Origin of the sequence: Burkholderia sp. CCA53 (assembly GCF_001685525.1) — a bacterium.
Classification (GTDB): Bacteria; Pseudomonadota; Gammaproteobacteria; order Burkholderiales; family Burkholderiaceae; genus Burkholderia; species Burkholderia multivorans.
Map to the genome: position 1 here is coordinate 23057 of NZ_BDDJ01000002.1, position 13232 is coordinate 36288.

Annotated in this window: 14 protein-coding genes; 4 read left to right on the forward strand and 10 right to left on the reverse strand. The window is 66.4% G+C overall.

Annotation, left to right across the window (positions count from 1 at the left end; translation table 11 throughout):
• Positions 1 to 89: 89 nt before the first annotated feature.
• Positions 90 to 899, forward strand: a complete 810-nt coding sequence (locus tag BCR55_RS16700; protein ID WP_053298608.1) for a helix-turn-helix domain-containing protein — start codon at positions 90 to 92, stop codon at positions 897 to 899.
• A gap of 244 nt (positions 900 to 1143) precedes the next feature.
• On the opposite strand, the gene BCR55_RS31045 is transcribed toward BCR55_RS16700, so the two are convergent.
• The 9 genes from BCR55_RS31045 to BCR55_RS16745 form a co-directional block, all read right to left on the reverse strand.
• Positions 1144 to 1719, reverse strand: a complete 576-nt coding sequence (locus BCR55_RS31045) for a PIN domain-containing protein (protein WP_045593318.1) — start codon at positions 1717 to 1719, stop codon at positions 1144 to 1146.
• Entirely contained in the window at positions 1716 to 2183 is a 468-nt protein-coding gene (locus BCR55_RS16710) for a helix-turn-helix domain-containing protein (RefSeq protein ID WP_053298663.1), read from the reverse strand. The genes BCR55_RS31045 and BCR55_RS16710 overlap by 4 nt, the downstream gene beginning before the upstream one ends.
• A gap of 115 nt (positions 2184 to 2298) precedes the next feature.
• Entirely contained in the window at positions 2299 to 3105 is an 807-nt protein-coding gene (gene hpaI, locus BCR55_RS16715; RefSeq protein ID WP_065495028.1) for a 4-hydroxy-2-oxoheptanedioate aldolase, read from the reverse strand.
• Between the two features lie 7 nt (positions 3106 to 3112).
• Positions 3113 to 3916: a 2-oxo-hept-4-ene-1,7-dioate hydratase gene (gene hpaH / locus BCR55_RS16720; RefSeq protein ID WP_006402377.1), complete on the reverse strand. Its 804-nt coding sequence runs from the start codon at positions 3914 to 3916 to the stop codon at positions 3113 to 3115.
• Between the two features lie 14 nt (positions 3917 to 3930).
• Entirely contained in the window at positions 3931 to 4323 is a 393-nt protein-coding gene (locus BCR55_RS16725; RefSeq protein ID WP_006409445.1) for a 5-carboxymethyl-2-hydroxymuconate Delta-isomerase, read from the reverse strand.
• A gap of 35 nt (positions 4324 to 4358) precedes the next feature.
• A complete protein-coding gene (gene hpaD / locus BCR55_RS16730) occupies positions 4359 to 5207 on the reverse strand; it encodes a 3,4-dihydroxyphenylacetate 2,3-dioxygenase (RefSeq protein WP_065496620.1) in 849 nt (282 codons plus the stop codon).
• A gap of 42 nt (positions 5208 to 5249) precedes the next feature.
• Positions 5250 to 6713, reverse strand: a complete 1464-nt coding sequence (gene hpaE / locus BCR55_RS16735; RefSeq protein ID WP_065495029.1) for a 5-carboxymethyl-2-hydroxymuconate semialdehyde dehydrogenase — start codon at positions 6711 to 6713, stop codon at positions 5250 to 5252.
• A gap of 22 nt (positions 6714 to 6735) precedes the next feature.
• Positions 6736 to 7500, reverse strand: a complete 765-nt coding sequence (locus BCR55_RS16740) for a fumarylacetoacetate hydrolase family protein (protein ID WP_006403684.1) — start codon at positions 7498 to 7500, stop codon at positions 6736 to 6738.
• Positions 7497 to 8186, reverse strand: coding sequence for a fumarylacetoacetate hydrolase family protein (locus BCR55_RS16745; protein ID WP_065495031.1), 690 nt, complete (start codon positions 8184 to 8186; stop codon positions 7497 to 7499). Before BCR55_RS16745 ends, BCR55_RS16740 begins: the two co-directional genes overlap by 4 nt.
• Before the next feature lie 150 nt (positions 8187 to 8336).
• Here BCR55_RS16745 and hpaR point away from each other — a divergent pair, with 150 nt between their 5' ends.
• The gene (gene hpaR, locus BCR55_RS16750; RefSeq protein ID WP_006402383.1) at positions 8337 to 8783 is read left to right on the forward strand and encodes a homoprotocatechuate degradation operon regulator HpaR; all 447 of its coding nucleotides are present in this window, start codon (positions 8337 to 8339) and stop codon (positions 8781 to 8783) included.
• 55 nt (positions 8784 to 8838) lie between these two features.
• Here the strand turns inward: hpaR and BCR55_RS16755 are convergent, their stop codons facing one another.
• Positions 8839 to 10035, reverse strand: a complete 1197-nt coding sequence (locus BCR55_RS16755) for an SDR family oxidoreductase (RefSeq protein ID WP_065495033.1) — start codon at positions 10033 to 10035, stop codon at positions 8839 to 8841.
• Between the two features lie 586 nt (positions 10036 to 10621).
• On the opposite strand from BCR55_RS16755, the gene BCR55_RS16765 reads away from it, so the two are divergent.
• Positions 10622 to 10969, forward strand: a complete 348-nt coding sequence (locus tag BCR55_RS16765; protein WP_006403688.1) for a DUF3564 family protein — start codon at positions 10622 to 10624, stop codon at positions 10967 to 10969.
• Positions 10970 to 11362: 393 nt separating this feature from the next.
• A complete protein-coding gene (locus BCR55_RS16770) occupies positions 11363 to 13219 on the forward strand; it encodes a penicillin-binding protein 2 (protein ID WP_065495038.1) in 1857 nt (618 codons plus the stop codon).
• The last annotated feature ends 13 nt before the right edge of the window (positions 13220 to 13232 follow it).

The following is a 13232-nucleotide window of genomic DNA, read 5'->3' on the forward strand; positions in this document are numbered from 1 at the left end:
GCTCCATGTCTGTGATCGAAGCGCACAATTTACGCGTGCGATCGATGCCGATCTCCGGTATAAAAGCCATTCGATACGGAGATTCGGCCATGTCCGCCCCCCTTCTTCCCGCGCGGCTCGTGCTCGGCGACGATGGTCCGTTCGTCGCCGCGGCCGTGCTCACGCAGCGCGATGCGCGTACGACCGCGCCGCATGCGCATGCGCGTGGGCAGCTCGTCGGCGCCCTGAGCGGGCTGCTGTCGATCGGGCTCGACGATCAGGACTGGGTCGTACCGGCGATCCATGCGATCTGGATTCCGCCGCACTGCCGGCACGGGCTGCAGTCGTTCGGGCCGTTTTCGGGATGGTCGGTGTTCGTGGCCGAGGCGCGCTGCGGCGCCTTGCCGTCGGAACCGCGCGCGATCCGCACGACGCCGTTGCTGCGCGAAGCGGTGCGGCGCGCGGCGAGCTGGGATGGATCGGCGCTCGACGCCGCGCAGACGCGAATCGCCGAAGTGATCGTCGACGAGATCGCCGCGGCGGACGCGCAGTCGCTCGGGCTCGTGCGGCCGCGCGACCCGCGGCTCGTGCGGATCACCGATGCGCTCGCGGCCGATCTGGCCGACAACCGCCGGCTCGAAGACTGGGCGCGCTGGGCCGGGCTCGGCGCGCGCACGCTGAGCCGGCGCTTCGTCGCGGAGACGGGGCTGACGTTCGCGCAGTGGCGTCAGCAGGCGCGGCTGATGCGCGCGCTCGAGAAAGTGGCCGACGGTGTGCCGGTCACGACGATCGCGCTCGATCTCGGCTACGAGAACGTGAGCGCGTTCATCGACATGTTTCGGCGTGCGCTCGGGACGACGCCGGGGAAGTATGGGGAGCTGACGCGACTTGAAGCCAGCAAGGAGCGAACTTCGTCATGATTCACATGCAGCGCCGGTGCCGATCGGCTAGACGGCGCCGAATGTAACGCGCACGGCATTGTTGAAAACTGCAAGCAGCGAATTCGTCGTTCGCCACCCGTGCGCCGCGTTCGTGATCGCGAAGCATACCGGTGACGGCAATCGCAGAGCACGACGCCGGCCGGAACGTATGGACGTTAGATGGCGAAAGCATCGACGCGCGGTCACATGACATTACTGAATCCGCGCACCGCACAACACCCGTTCAAAGAAGTGCTCGATAGGCGTCGAGCGACTGACACGTCTGCACCATGCCTTGTCGTCGCAAGATCTCGAGGTACCGGTCTGCAGTCAACGGTGGTTGTTTAAGCGCCTCTCGCTGTCGTCGCGCGGCCGCAACGACCACCGCGGGTTCGAGGTCGAAAAGATCATCGACGAACTCGTCTGGATGCTGGGCCTCGATGCCGTACGGCAACAACGCCTCTTCCGGAAAGTCCTTTCGATTGAACGTCACGATCACGCTGGCGTTGCAACGGATTGCAGCGGCAAGCACGTGACGATCGTCGGCATCCGGGAGAACAAGCCCGGCAATCAACGATTCATAACCGGTCACGACGGCATCCGGTATCGCTCGATCCATCAAACTTGAGGTTCGATCAAGCTGTTCCGCTGTTAAATCCGGACGGTTGTCCAACAGATTGCGCTTCCACTCGTCGGTAATATGTGCGCTCCACCGCGCCCGGAAACATCCACTCAACGCCAGCCGCATCAGGAAATCGCGAAGCGGCGCGGGATAAAGCACACAGGCATCGTAGATCGCCGTAAATGGCGAATGCGTCATTCGTAGCCCATCCGCAGATCCTGTGCCTGCTTGCTCAGTTCTTCCATTGCGTCAGCACTCTCTTGGTCGCGCTCAGCCTTGTAGCGCATCAGATCCGAAAACCGCACTCGCCGATGCTTGCCCGTCCGGTGATAGGGCAATGCATTCGACTCAAGCAGCTTGATCAGATGCGGGCGGGAGACATTGAGCAGATCTGCCGCTTCCTGCGTCGTCAATTCCGCATGAACCGGCACAACCTTGACAGCGTTGCCATCCGCCAATTCCGCGAGAATATCCACCAGCAGACGAAGTGCGGACGTCGGCAGCTCGACCTGATGGGCTCGGTTCTCGTCATCAAAAATCTGAATGCGCTGCGTATCGGTCCGTGTTGCGAGATAAGCCGCCAGCATGCGCTGCGCCTCGACGGCCGCCTGCATCTCGCGCTCGACGGGCAAGATCATGTCGGGTGTCGTGGCGTGATGCATTGCGTTCTCCAATCGGAATTTCAGGATTTCAGCAGTCTATTCGAAATAAACGAAATTCGCAATAAACGAAAATTGAACGAACCCCAAATACTCCGAGCGCAGCCGGCTTCATCGTTCAATACGTCCCATCCCCCTTCTTCACAACCTCGCCCGCCTTCCCCTTGAACTGCGCCGCCAACCGCTCCGCACTCCTCGCCAGCAACGTCGTATCGACGCCGACCGCCACGAACAGCGCCCCCGCTTCCAGATAACGCCGCGCCGCCGCCTCATCCGCACTGAGAATCCCCGGCGCCTTCCCGGCCGCCTTGATCGCCCGGATCGCGCCGTCGATCGCGGCCTGCACGTCCGGATGCCTGGGATTGCCGAGGTGCCCGAGATCGGCGGCCAGGTCGGCGGGCCCGATGAACACGCCGTCCACCCCTTCGACGCGCGCAATCGCCTCGATCGCGTCGAGCCCCGCGCGCGTCTCGACCTGCACGAGCACGGCCATCTCGTCGTTCGCGCGATGCAGGTAGTCGCCCACGCGATTCCACCGCGACGCACGCGCGAGCGCGCTGCCGACGCCGCGAATCCCGTGCGGCGGATAGCGTGTGGCGGCCACCGCCGCGCGCGCTTCGTCGGCGCTTTGCACCATCGGCACGAGCAGCGTCTGCGCACCGAGATCGAGCACCTGCTTGACGATCACCGGATCGTTCCACGGCACGCGCACGACCGGCTGCGACCGATACGGCGCGATCGCCTGCAGCTGCGCGACGATCGACGGCACGGTATTCGGCGCGTGCTCGCCGTCGATCAGCAGCCAGTCGAAACCGGCGCCCGCGACGATTTCGGCACTGTACGGATTGGCCAGACCGAGCCACAGCCCGATCTGCGCGTCGCCGCGCACGAGCGCGGCCTTGAACGTATTCGTCGGCATCTGCATCGTCAGTTCACCCGAAGTAGCACTGAATCGTTCCGAGCGGGCCGTAGTCGACACTGAACGTGTCGCCGCGGCGCGCCGCGCATGGCCGCGTAAACGACCCGCCGAGCACGATCTGGCCGCGCTCGAGCGCGACGTCGAAGCGCGCGAGCCGGTTCGCGAGCCACGCGACGCCGTTCGCCGGGTGATTCAGCACGCCCGCCGCGACGCCCGTTTCCTCGACCACGCCGTTGCGCGACATGATGGCCGCGACCCAACGCAGATCGACGTCGTGCGGCTTCACCGGCCGCCCGCCGATCACGACGCCCGCGTTCGCCGCGTTGTCGGCGATCGTGTCGAACACCTTGCGCGGACGCTGCGTGTCGGGATCGATCGACTGGCTGCGCGCGTCGATGATCTCGAGCGCGGGCACCACGTAGTCGACCGCGTCGTAGACGTCGAAGATCGTGCAGTTCGGGCCGCTCAGGCGCTTGCCGAGCACGAACGCGAGTTCGACCTCGACGCGCGGCACGATGAAGCGATCGGTCGGAATCGTGCCGCCGTCTTCGAAGAACATGTCGTCGAGCAGCGCGCCGTAGTCGGGCTCGTCGATCTGCGACGTGTTCTGCATCGCCTTCGACGTGAGGCCGATCTTGTGCCCCTTCAGCGTGCGGCCTTCCGCGAGCTTCAGCGCGACCCACGCGCGCTGGATCGCATATGCGTCGTCGATCGTGATGTCCGGATGGTCGAGCGAGATCTGGCGGATCTGCGTGCGTTCGCGTTCGGCGTCGTGCAGACGCTGCGCGAGCGCATCGATGGTGGCGGTATCGAGCATGGTGGGGTTCGGATTCAGTCGGCCCGCTTGTAGCGGGCGTGGATGTTGTTGTGCTTGTACGAGCCGCTTTCGCTGAACTCGGTCAGCTCCATCGACAGCGCGAGATAACGCTTCGCATACAGCTCGGCGAAATGCGCCTTGATCGCGTCGAACAACGCGTCGCATGCGGCGCGCTTCGTCGCCTCGCTGCGCCCGGCGCCGATCTTCAGCGTCACGTGCACGAACGCGTCGTCTTCGGTGCCGTCGGCCACGCAGTAGTCGTGCAGTTCGATCGCGCGCGAACGAATCCCGCCGATCGGAAACACGCCGCCCTGCGCGATCAACGTCGCGTTGATCGTGCGCAGCAGCGCGGGGATGCGGGCGTCGGCGCGGATGTTCGCCGTATATTCGACGACGATGTGCGGCATGGCAGTCTCCGGTCGGATCTCGGATGCTCGCGCGTTCAGCGCAGCGGAAAAATGGCGTTGATCTGGCCGGTGCCCGAACTCGCGAAGTAGTCGGTGACGATTTCGACCGGCTGGTCGTAGCGATCCCAGCCGAGCAGGCCGAGCAGCATCGCGGTGTCGTGCATTCCGCCTTCGCCGTGGCAGTGCTGGTTGTACTCGGGCAGCATCGCGCAGAACGTCTTGAAGTCGCCCTGCTTCCACAGTTCGACGACGCGCAGATCGACCTGCCGAAAGAATTCACGGCTGATCTCGTGAATCGATTCCTCGGGGCTGCCGTTGTCGTTGAAACGATGCGAGAGCGAACCGCTCGCGAGAAACGCGACGTTCGCATCGCTCTTTTCGATCGCTTCGAGCAGCGCTTCGCCGAAGCGGCGGCTGTCGTCGAGCGTGTGCCACATGCACCAGCCGGCGATCGACACGACCTTGAAGTGCCGGTCGCCGTTCATGTAGCGCATCGGCACGAGCGTCCCGTATTCGAGCTCGAGACTGTCGATCTCGTGCGCGCGCGTCGCGATGCCGCGCGCGCTCGCCGTCTCGGCGATCAGCCGGCCGAGCGCCGGATTGCCCGGATACGCGTAATGCATGTCGCGGATGAAATGCGGCAGTTCATTGCTCGTGTACGTGCCGGCAAAGCGCGCATTGCAGTTCACGTGATAGCCGGCATTGACGAGCCAGTGCACGTCCGACACGACGATCGTGTCGACGCCGAGCGCGCGGCAGCGCTCGCCGATCAGCCGATGGCCGCGGATCGCCGCATCGCGGCAGCCGTGATGCTTGCCGGGCAGCTCCGACAGGTACATCGACGGCACATGCGTGATTTTCGCGGCGAGGGACAGTTTGCCCATCGTAGTCTCCGTATCGTTCTTGTCGCGGCGCAACGGCGCGCGTCAGACACCCCAGCGCGGAATGTGATGCGAGCCCATCGAGATGCAGACGTTCTTCACTTCCGCGAACACCTCGAAGCTGTATTCGCCGCCTTCGCGCCCGGTACCGGACGCTTTGACGCCGCCGAACGGCTGGCGCAGATCGCGCACGTTCTGGCTGTTCACGAACACCATGCCGGCCTCGATCCCGCGCGCGAGGCGATGCACCTTGCCGACGTCCTGCGTCCACACGTACGACGCGAGCCCGTACGCCGTGTCGTTTGCAAGCTGCAGCCCGTGCGCTTCGTCGTCGAACGGAATCAGGCACGCGACGGGCCCGAAGATTTCCTCCTGCGCGATGCGCATCCGGTTGTCGACGTCGGCGAACACGGTCGGCCGCACGAAGTTGCCGTTGCGCAGCCGTTCGGGCAGCCCGGCCGGCTGGTCGGCCCCGCCCGCGACGATCCGCGCGCCTTCCTGTTCGCCGAGGCGGATATAGCCCGTCACCTTTTCCCAATGCTGGCGCGTGATCATCGCACCGAGCTGCGTCGACGGATCGGACGGATCGCCGACCACGAGCTGGTTCGCGCGCCGCGCGAATTCCTGCACGAAGCGGTCGTAGATCGTGCGCTGCACGAAGATGCGCGAGCCCGCGGTACAGCGTTCGCCGTTGATCGAGAAAATCGTGAACAGCGACGCGTCGAGCGCGCGATCGAAATCGGCGTCGTCGAAAATCAGCACCGGCGACTTGCCGCCGAGCTCCATCGAGTATTTCTTCAGCCCCGCGCGTTCGATGATCCGCTTGCCCGTGACGGTGCCGCCCGTAAACGACACCGCGCGCACGTCGGGATGACGCACGAGCGCATCGCCGGCCGTCGCGCCGTAGCCCTGCACGACGTTGAGCACGCCCGGCGGAATGCCGGCCTCGAGCGCGAGCCGGCCGAGCTGGTCGGCCGTCAGCGGCGACAGCTCCGACATCTTCAGCACCGCGGTATTGCCGAGCGCGAGGCACGGCGCCGTTTTCCAGGTTGCGGTCATGAACGGCACGTTCCACGGCGAGATCAGCGCGCAGACGCCGACCGGCTGATACAGCGTGTAGTTCAGCATCTGATCGTCGACGGGATACGTGCGGCCGTTCATCTGCACGCACACTTCCGCGAAGAAATGGAAGTTCTCCGACGCACGCGGAATCAGCTGCTTGCCGGTCTGCGCGATCGGCAGGCCCGTGTCCTGCGTTTCCAGCGCGGCGAGCGTCGGCACGTTCTTCTCGATCAGCTCGCCGAGCCTGCGCATCAGCTTCGCGCGCTCCTTCGCGGGCGTGTTCGCCCATTTCGGAAACGCTTCCTTCGCCGCGCGCACGGCTGCGTCGACTTCGGCCTCGCCGCCCGACGCGACTTCGTCGATCACGTCGCCCGTCGCCGGATTCAGCGTCGCGAACCTGTCGCGGCTGTCGACCTCGCGGCCGTCGATCCAGTGCTTGATGGTCATCTGCTCTCCTTGTGCGACGGGCTCAGCCCGCGCGATAGTAGTCCGCTTCGCCGACGATCGTGTTCACGAGCCGGCCGATTCGTTCGATTTCCGTCACCACCACATCGCCGGGCTTCGTGTCGGCGAGCCCCTGCGGCGTGCCGGTCAGAATCAGGTCGCCCGGCGCGAGCGTCATGAAGCCGCTGATGTATTCGATCAGCGCGGGCACGTCGAAGATCATGTCGCGCGTGCTGCCGCGTTGCGTCTCGTGGCCGTTGACCGTCGTGCGCAGCGCGAGATCGCCGGCGTCGCCGACTTCGTCGCGGCTCACGAACCACGGCCCGAGCGGCGTGCACGTGTCGCGATTCTTCACGCGCAGGTTCGGCCGATAGTAGTTCTCCAGATAGTCGCGGATCGCGTAGTCGTTCGCGACCGTATAGCCGGCCACGTAGTCGATCGCCTGCGCGCGCGCGACGTTGCGCGCGGGCCGGCCGATCACGACGGCGAGTTCGCACTCGTAGTGCATGTGCGTCGCATCGGCGGGCCGCACCGTCTGCGACCGGTGGCCGATGAACGTGTTCGGTCCTTTCAGGAAGATCAGCGGCTCGCTCGGCGCGTTGAACGCGAGTTCCTTCGCGTGATCCGCGTAGTTGAGGCCGAGCGCGAAGGTCGTGCGCGGCGCGACGGGCGGCAGCCACGCGACCGCCTCCTCGGCGAGCACGCGCCCGGTATCGAGGCGGATCGCGCCGTCGCCGGCCGGTTCGGCTGCATGCAGGGCGCCGTTGTAGATGACGCGTGCCGTCTTCATCGTGCCGCCTCCGCGACGAGCGTGTGGCGCAACGTGCCGATGCCGTCGGCGGCGATCTCGACCGTGCTGCCCGCGCGTGCATGCGGCGCGCCGCCCGCGACGCCGAGCAACAGCACGTCGCCGGCGTCGAACGACATGAACGCGCTGATGTCGGCGATCAGTTCGCGCACCGGGCGAATCAGCGTCGCGGTGGACGTGCGCGCCACGACTTCGCCGTCGATCCGCACGCTCAGCGCGATCGCGTCGACGTCGGCGAGCGCGGCGGCCGGCACGACCGCCGGGCCCAGCGGACAAAAGCCGTCGCGGCACTTGAAGCGCACGGCCGGCCGATAGTAGTCGGGATGCGGAACGGATACGTCGCTGGCGAGCGTGAAGCCATGCACGTAGTCGAGCGCGCGGGCGGCCGGCACGCGCGTCGCCCGGCGCGCGAACACGACAGCCACCGACGCGCCGATCTCCAGCGCCTCGACGCCGGCCGGCACGACGACGGCCGCGCCGTCGGACGCATGCGTATTGGCCGGTTTGATGTAGAGCACGGGCGCCCGCGGCGGACGCCCGTAAGGCGCCGCATGCACCGCGTCGCCGAGCGCGGCGAGCGCCGCGCGCTCGTTCAGCAGTGCGCCATAAACGGTACCGACCGCGACCGGCAGCGGCGGCGCCGCGGCGGTCGTGCAACACAGCTCCATCGGGACTCCTCTGCCGCGCGTCGCGGCGCATCGTCAATACTTAACATCTTAAGTAAACAAAGCGGCCCTGACAACCTCGATTACCCTGATAGACGAATTTCACCACCGTCGGCTGTTAAGATTCATCCGTCCCATTCACCGCATCCCCCGATGAACCGTACGCTCGACCATCGCAATCTGGCCATGCTGCTGCTCGAGGCCCGCGAAACGCTGATGGGCCTGTTCCGCCCCATTCTCAAGGAATTTGCACTGACGGAGCAGCAATGGCGGATCATCCGCGTGCTCGACGGCGAGCCGGGGCAGTCCCTCGAAGCGGGACAGATTGCGCGGCGCTGCTGCATTCTGAGCCCGAGCCTCACGGGCGTGCTCGAACGCATGGAGCGCGACGGGCTGATCACGCGCACGCGCGCTCAGGAGGATCAGCGTCGGCTCGTGGTCAGCCTGACGCCGCAAAGCCGAAAGCTCGTCACGGAGATCGGCCCGCGCATCGACGAACAGTATCGGCTGCTCGAAGCGCGCTTCGGCCAGGACGGCCTCGACGACATCTATCGCGCGCTCGACCGCTTGATCGAGCTCGGCAACGGCATGTCGTCGTGACGTCCTTGCGTGCCGGCGTGGCCGTGCGTGAACGGTACGTACGCGTGCGGTACCGTCAGTCTCGCGCGCCGCGCATCAGGTCGGTCACCGGGATCCCGCGCGACGTGCGCATGCACGCTTCCACATAATCGACGAACGGCAACGGCTCGAAATCGATTTCGTCGCGCAGGCGGCGGTTGTCGAACACGCGGTCGACCGTCGCGAATTCCGCGAAACGCCGCATCGCGTCGCCGATCACGCGCTCGCGCGCCGGGTCCGCGCGGCCGAGCACGGTGCGCACCACCTGCGGGAGATCGGCCGGCGCGCACGCCGCGTAGCGCGGCGCGTCCGCGATGCCGACCGCCTCGTCCATCGCGCGCACGATCTGCGCGACCATCGGTGCATCCTCGCCCGCCGACACGTGATAGACGCGATGCGCGAGCGTCGGCTTGACGGCCAGCAGCATCGTCGCGCGTGCGACGTCGTCGACCGACACGATGTCGATGCGCGTCATCGGCCGCGCGGTGAAGCGACGCGCAGCGTGCGCGACGCGAAACATCCAGAACGAATTCGGCGCCGGCCGCGTGCCGAGCACCGTGTGACCGACGACGTGCGACGGCCGCACGACGACGAGCGGCAACCCAAGCGCGCGCAGCCGCCGCTCCGTTTCCGCCTTCGCGTGCAGATAGCGGGCGGTGAGCACTGCGCCGCGCGGCGTTTCGCCCGTGCAGGGCGCACGCTCCGGCTCTTCCTGCACGACGCCGACGCCGGCCGTGCCCGCGAATGCAGTGCCGACGTAGACGAACCGCCGCAGATGCGGCGCCTGCGTGCAGCGCGCGGCAAAGCGCAGCGTGCTGTCGAGATCGGTCTGCAGATGCGCGCCGTCGGCGACCGACGCGTGCCCCGCGCAATGAATCACGTGCGTCGCGGCCGCGAGGCGCGCTGCGTCGGCGCGGTCCCACACGTCGTCGAGCGCGCCGACGACGACGTTCGCATCGCCGATGCGCGCCGCCCAGTACGGCGCGAGGCCCGCGCGGAGCGCCGCATCGCGCAGCCGCGCGACGGCGTGTCCGCGGTCCTGCGCGCGCACGATGCAGACGACGCGTTCGAGCAGCCCCGCATTGATGAGCGCCGTCAGCACGGTACTGCCGAGGAAACCGGTTGCACCGGTCAGCACGAGTCGCTCGACGTTTGCCGCCGCGACCGGCGCGCTCGCGGGCGAGACGAGGCTCGTGCGCCAGTTCAGCGGCAGCGCGGTTTTCCAGATCAGCACGGTAGTCTCCTTCGAGGAAGCGGCCCGACCGGCGACGCGCGCAGGGCAGTCGCGCTCTGCGCGGAGGCGAGCCGCACGACGGGCATGTACGCCGTCGGCGATCGCGACCGGCCGCTGCTGCGAACACGTCGCGCCGCGCGGAGGTCGCGACACGTTGCCGTGCGCGCAGCGTCGGGCAATGCGCAGTGTGGGGCGCGATCGCGCGGAAGTCTGTGCTGAAAGTTTCGTAAAAATGTGTGGATTTGTACGGGATTGTCCGGCTCTGTCGCGCCGCGTTCGGACGCGTCGCACGCGCGCGTTCGCTGTGCCGCACTTCGGCGGCGGGCGACCCGCTCTGGCCGAACGCGCTTGCGGTCATCCGATCTCTCTTCCCGCGCGGGATCGGCGGTCGCACCCCGTCGACGCCGTCGTATCTGCGCGCGCATTCTGTCGCCAAATTGCACGCGCTCGTCTGACGTCGTTTCATCCGAATCTCGGATAAACGCAATGCGCATTTATTGTCGGTTATCACTTGCGTTTCAGCACAGTCTATCTAGACTGTTCAAGTTCAAACGGTCCAATTTGTCATTTCTCAGGAGACGATCCAATGCGCCTCACCATTCGCATTAATGGCAGCGAAGCGGCAACCCGGCAGTCGTTCGCAGTGCTGTGGGTCGACACCGACGAAGGGCTGTGGTCACGCGAGGCACATCAGGGCATCGACCTGCCGACCTGGGGCAAGGTCCGCGACGTCGAGGGCGCGATGGCACTGTGCGCGGCCGACAGCGGGAACGCGGTTTGCGAGCTGCAGGGCCTGTCGTTCGACGCAACGCAGCGCGACCAGGGCACGGCGGTGCTCGCGGGCGAGCATCGCGAAGGCGCGTGGCGCCTGCAGGCGGTCGACCGCTGCACCACCTCGCCGGAATATCAGGAATTCATCACGGTGGCCCGCTAGTTTTTCGTTGACGAAAATCAGATTCAAATTTAATCGCTTATTCCGCCCGGCGATTTTCTATTTCGATATTCAGTAAATTGGCGCCTCGTTTCCGAGGCGCTTTTTTATTCCGGCACCATTACCGATGCGTGCCCGATGGGCGTAGCGCACCGACACCGCCCAGCGTCTCCGTCCACGCCATCGCCCCGCCGCCCGGCCGCCGTTCGCGACTGCATCGATGCAATCGTGCGCCCACGTCGTCGTTTACCCGCCGTTTTCACCGCGATCGCCGCTTGCCTTCACGCCCATGCGCGTCGCGCGCGCACAGTTTCCTCACATGATCTTTACTCATTTATTACAATCCCATTATTCCGACTGACCCGCCGTCTCCCGGCGACCGACCCTGGCCCCTGCATGAGCGCGAAGAAAAAGCCCCACCCCGTCGACCCGTACGCGTCCGCGACCAAGAATCCGATGCTCGCGTCGCGCCTGCCGATGTGGCGCTCGAAGCTCGTCGTGATTCTCGTGTTCGTGGCGTTCGCCGCACTGATCGTGCGCGCCTTCTGGGTGCAGGTCGCGAATCAGGATTTCTACGTCGGTCAAGGCCAGAAGCGCTACCAGCGCACGATCGAGCTCGACGCGATGCGCGGGCGCATCGTCGACCGCAACGGCGCGATGCTCGCGGTCAGCCTCGCGACCTACGAGATCTGGGCGAACCCGAAGCAGGTATCCGACACCGACTATCCGCAAATCGCGAAGCTGCTCGACATGCCGCTCGCCGAAGTGAAGCGCCGCCTCGGCAACGACCGTACGTTCGTGCTGCTCAAGCGTCAGGTCGACGCCGAGACCGCGAGCCGCCTCGACAAGCTCGCGATCGACGGCATCACGCAGATCGCCGATTCGAAGCGCTTCTATCCGGAAGGCGAATCGGCCGCGCACGTGGTCGGCTTTACGAACGTCGAGGATCAGGGGCAGGAAGGCGTCGAGCTCGCGGCGAATGCGCTGCTGTCCGGCACGTCGGGCCAGCGCGAGGTGATTCGCGACCGGCTCGGCCGGATCGTGTCGGACACGCGCCCGCTCGTGCCGGCGCAGCACGGTGCGACGATCGAGCTGACGATCGACCGGCGCATCCAGCAGCTCGCGTTCAGCCAGTTGAAGGCGGCGGTGCTCGAGAACAACGCGGTGGCCGGCAGCGTCGTCGTGCTCGATGCGCAGAACGGCGAAATCCTCGCACTCGCGAACTATCCGACGTTCGACCCGAACGACCGCGCGCGGCTCACCGGCCAGCAGTTGCGCAACCGCGCGGTGATCGACACGTTCGAGCCGGGCTCGACGATCAAGCCGCTCGTCGTCGCGCTGTCGATCGACCAGCGCAAGGTCACGCCGAACACGATCATCAACACGTCGCCGGGCACGTACAAGATCGGCCCGGCCGTCATCCACGACACGTCGAACCACGGTTCGCTCACCGTCGCGCAGGCGCTGCAGAAGTCGAGCAACATCGCGCTCGCGAAGCTGGCGCTGAACCTGCCCGCCGAAACGATCTGGAACAAGTATCAGGAATACGGGATCGGCCGCGCGCCGGAGCTCACGTTCCCCGGCGTCGCGTCGGGGCGGCTGCGCAGCTACCAGCGCTGGCGGCCCATCGAGCAGGCGACGATGGCCTACGGCTACGGGCTGTCGATGTCGCTGCTGCAGATCGCGCAGATGTACACCGCCTATGCCGGCGACGGCACGCTGCATCCGGTGTCGCTGCTGAAGAACGGCACCGACCAGCAGACGATCGACGCGCATCGCGGCCACCGCGTGACGTCGCCGCAGACGGCGGCCGCGATCCGTTCGATGCTCGAGATGGCGGTCGGCGAAGGCGGCACCGGGCGGCGCGCGCGCGTCGACGGCTACCGGATCGGCGGCAAGACCGGTACGGCGCGCAAGCAGGTCGGCTCGTCGTATGCGAAGGGCAAGTATCGCGCGCTGTTCGCCGGGATGGCGCCGATGAGCAATCCGCGCCTGATCGTCGCGGTGATGATCGACGAGCCGCGCGGCAAGGGCTATTACGGCGGCACGGTGGCCGGCCCGGTGTTCGCGTCGGTGACGAGCGGCGCGCTGCAACTGCTCGGCGTGCCGCCCGACGCACCGGTCGAAGCCGATACGGAGACGCCGACGAGAAAGGTGCCGCAGAAGACGGTCGCGGCGCCGAAGGCCGCGGCGCCGGTACGAACGGCCGCGCAATCGGGCGACGCGGCGCCGAGACCCGCTGCAGCCGGCTGATTGCGTGAAGAAA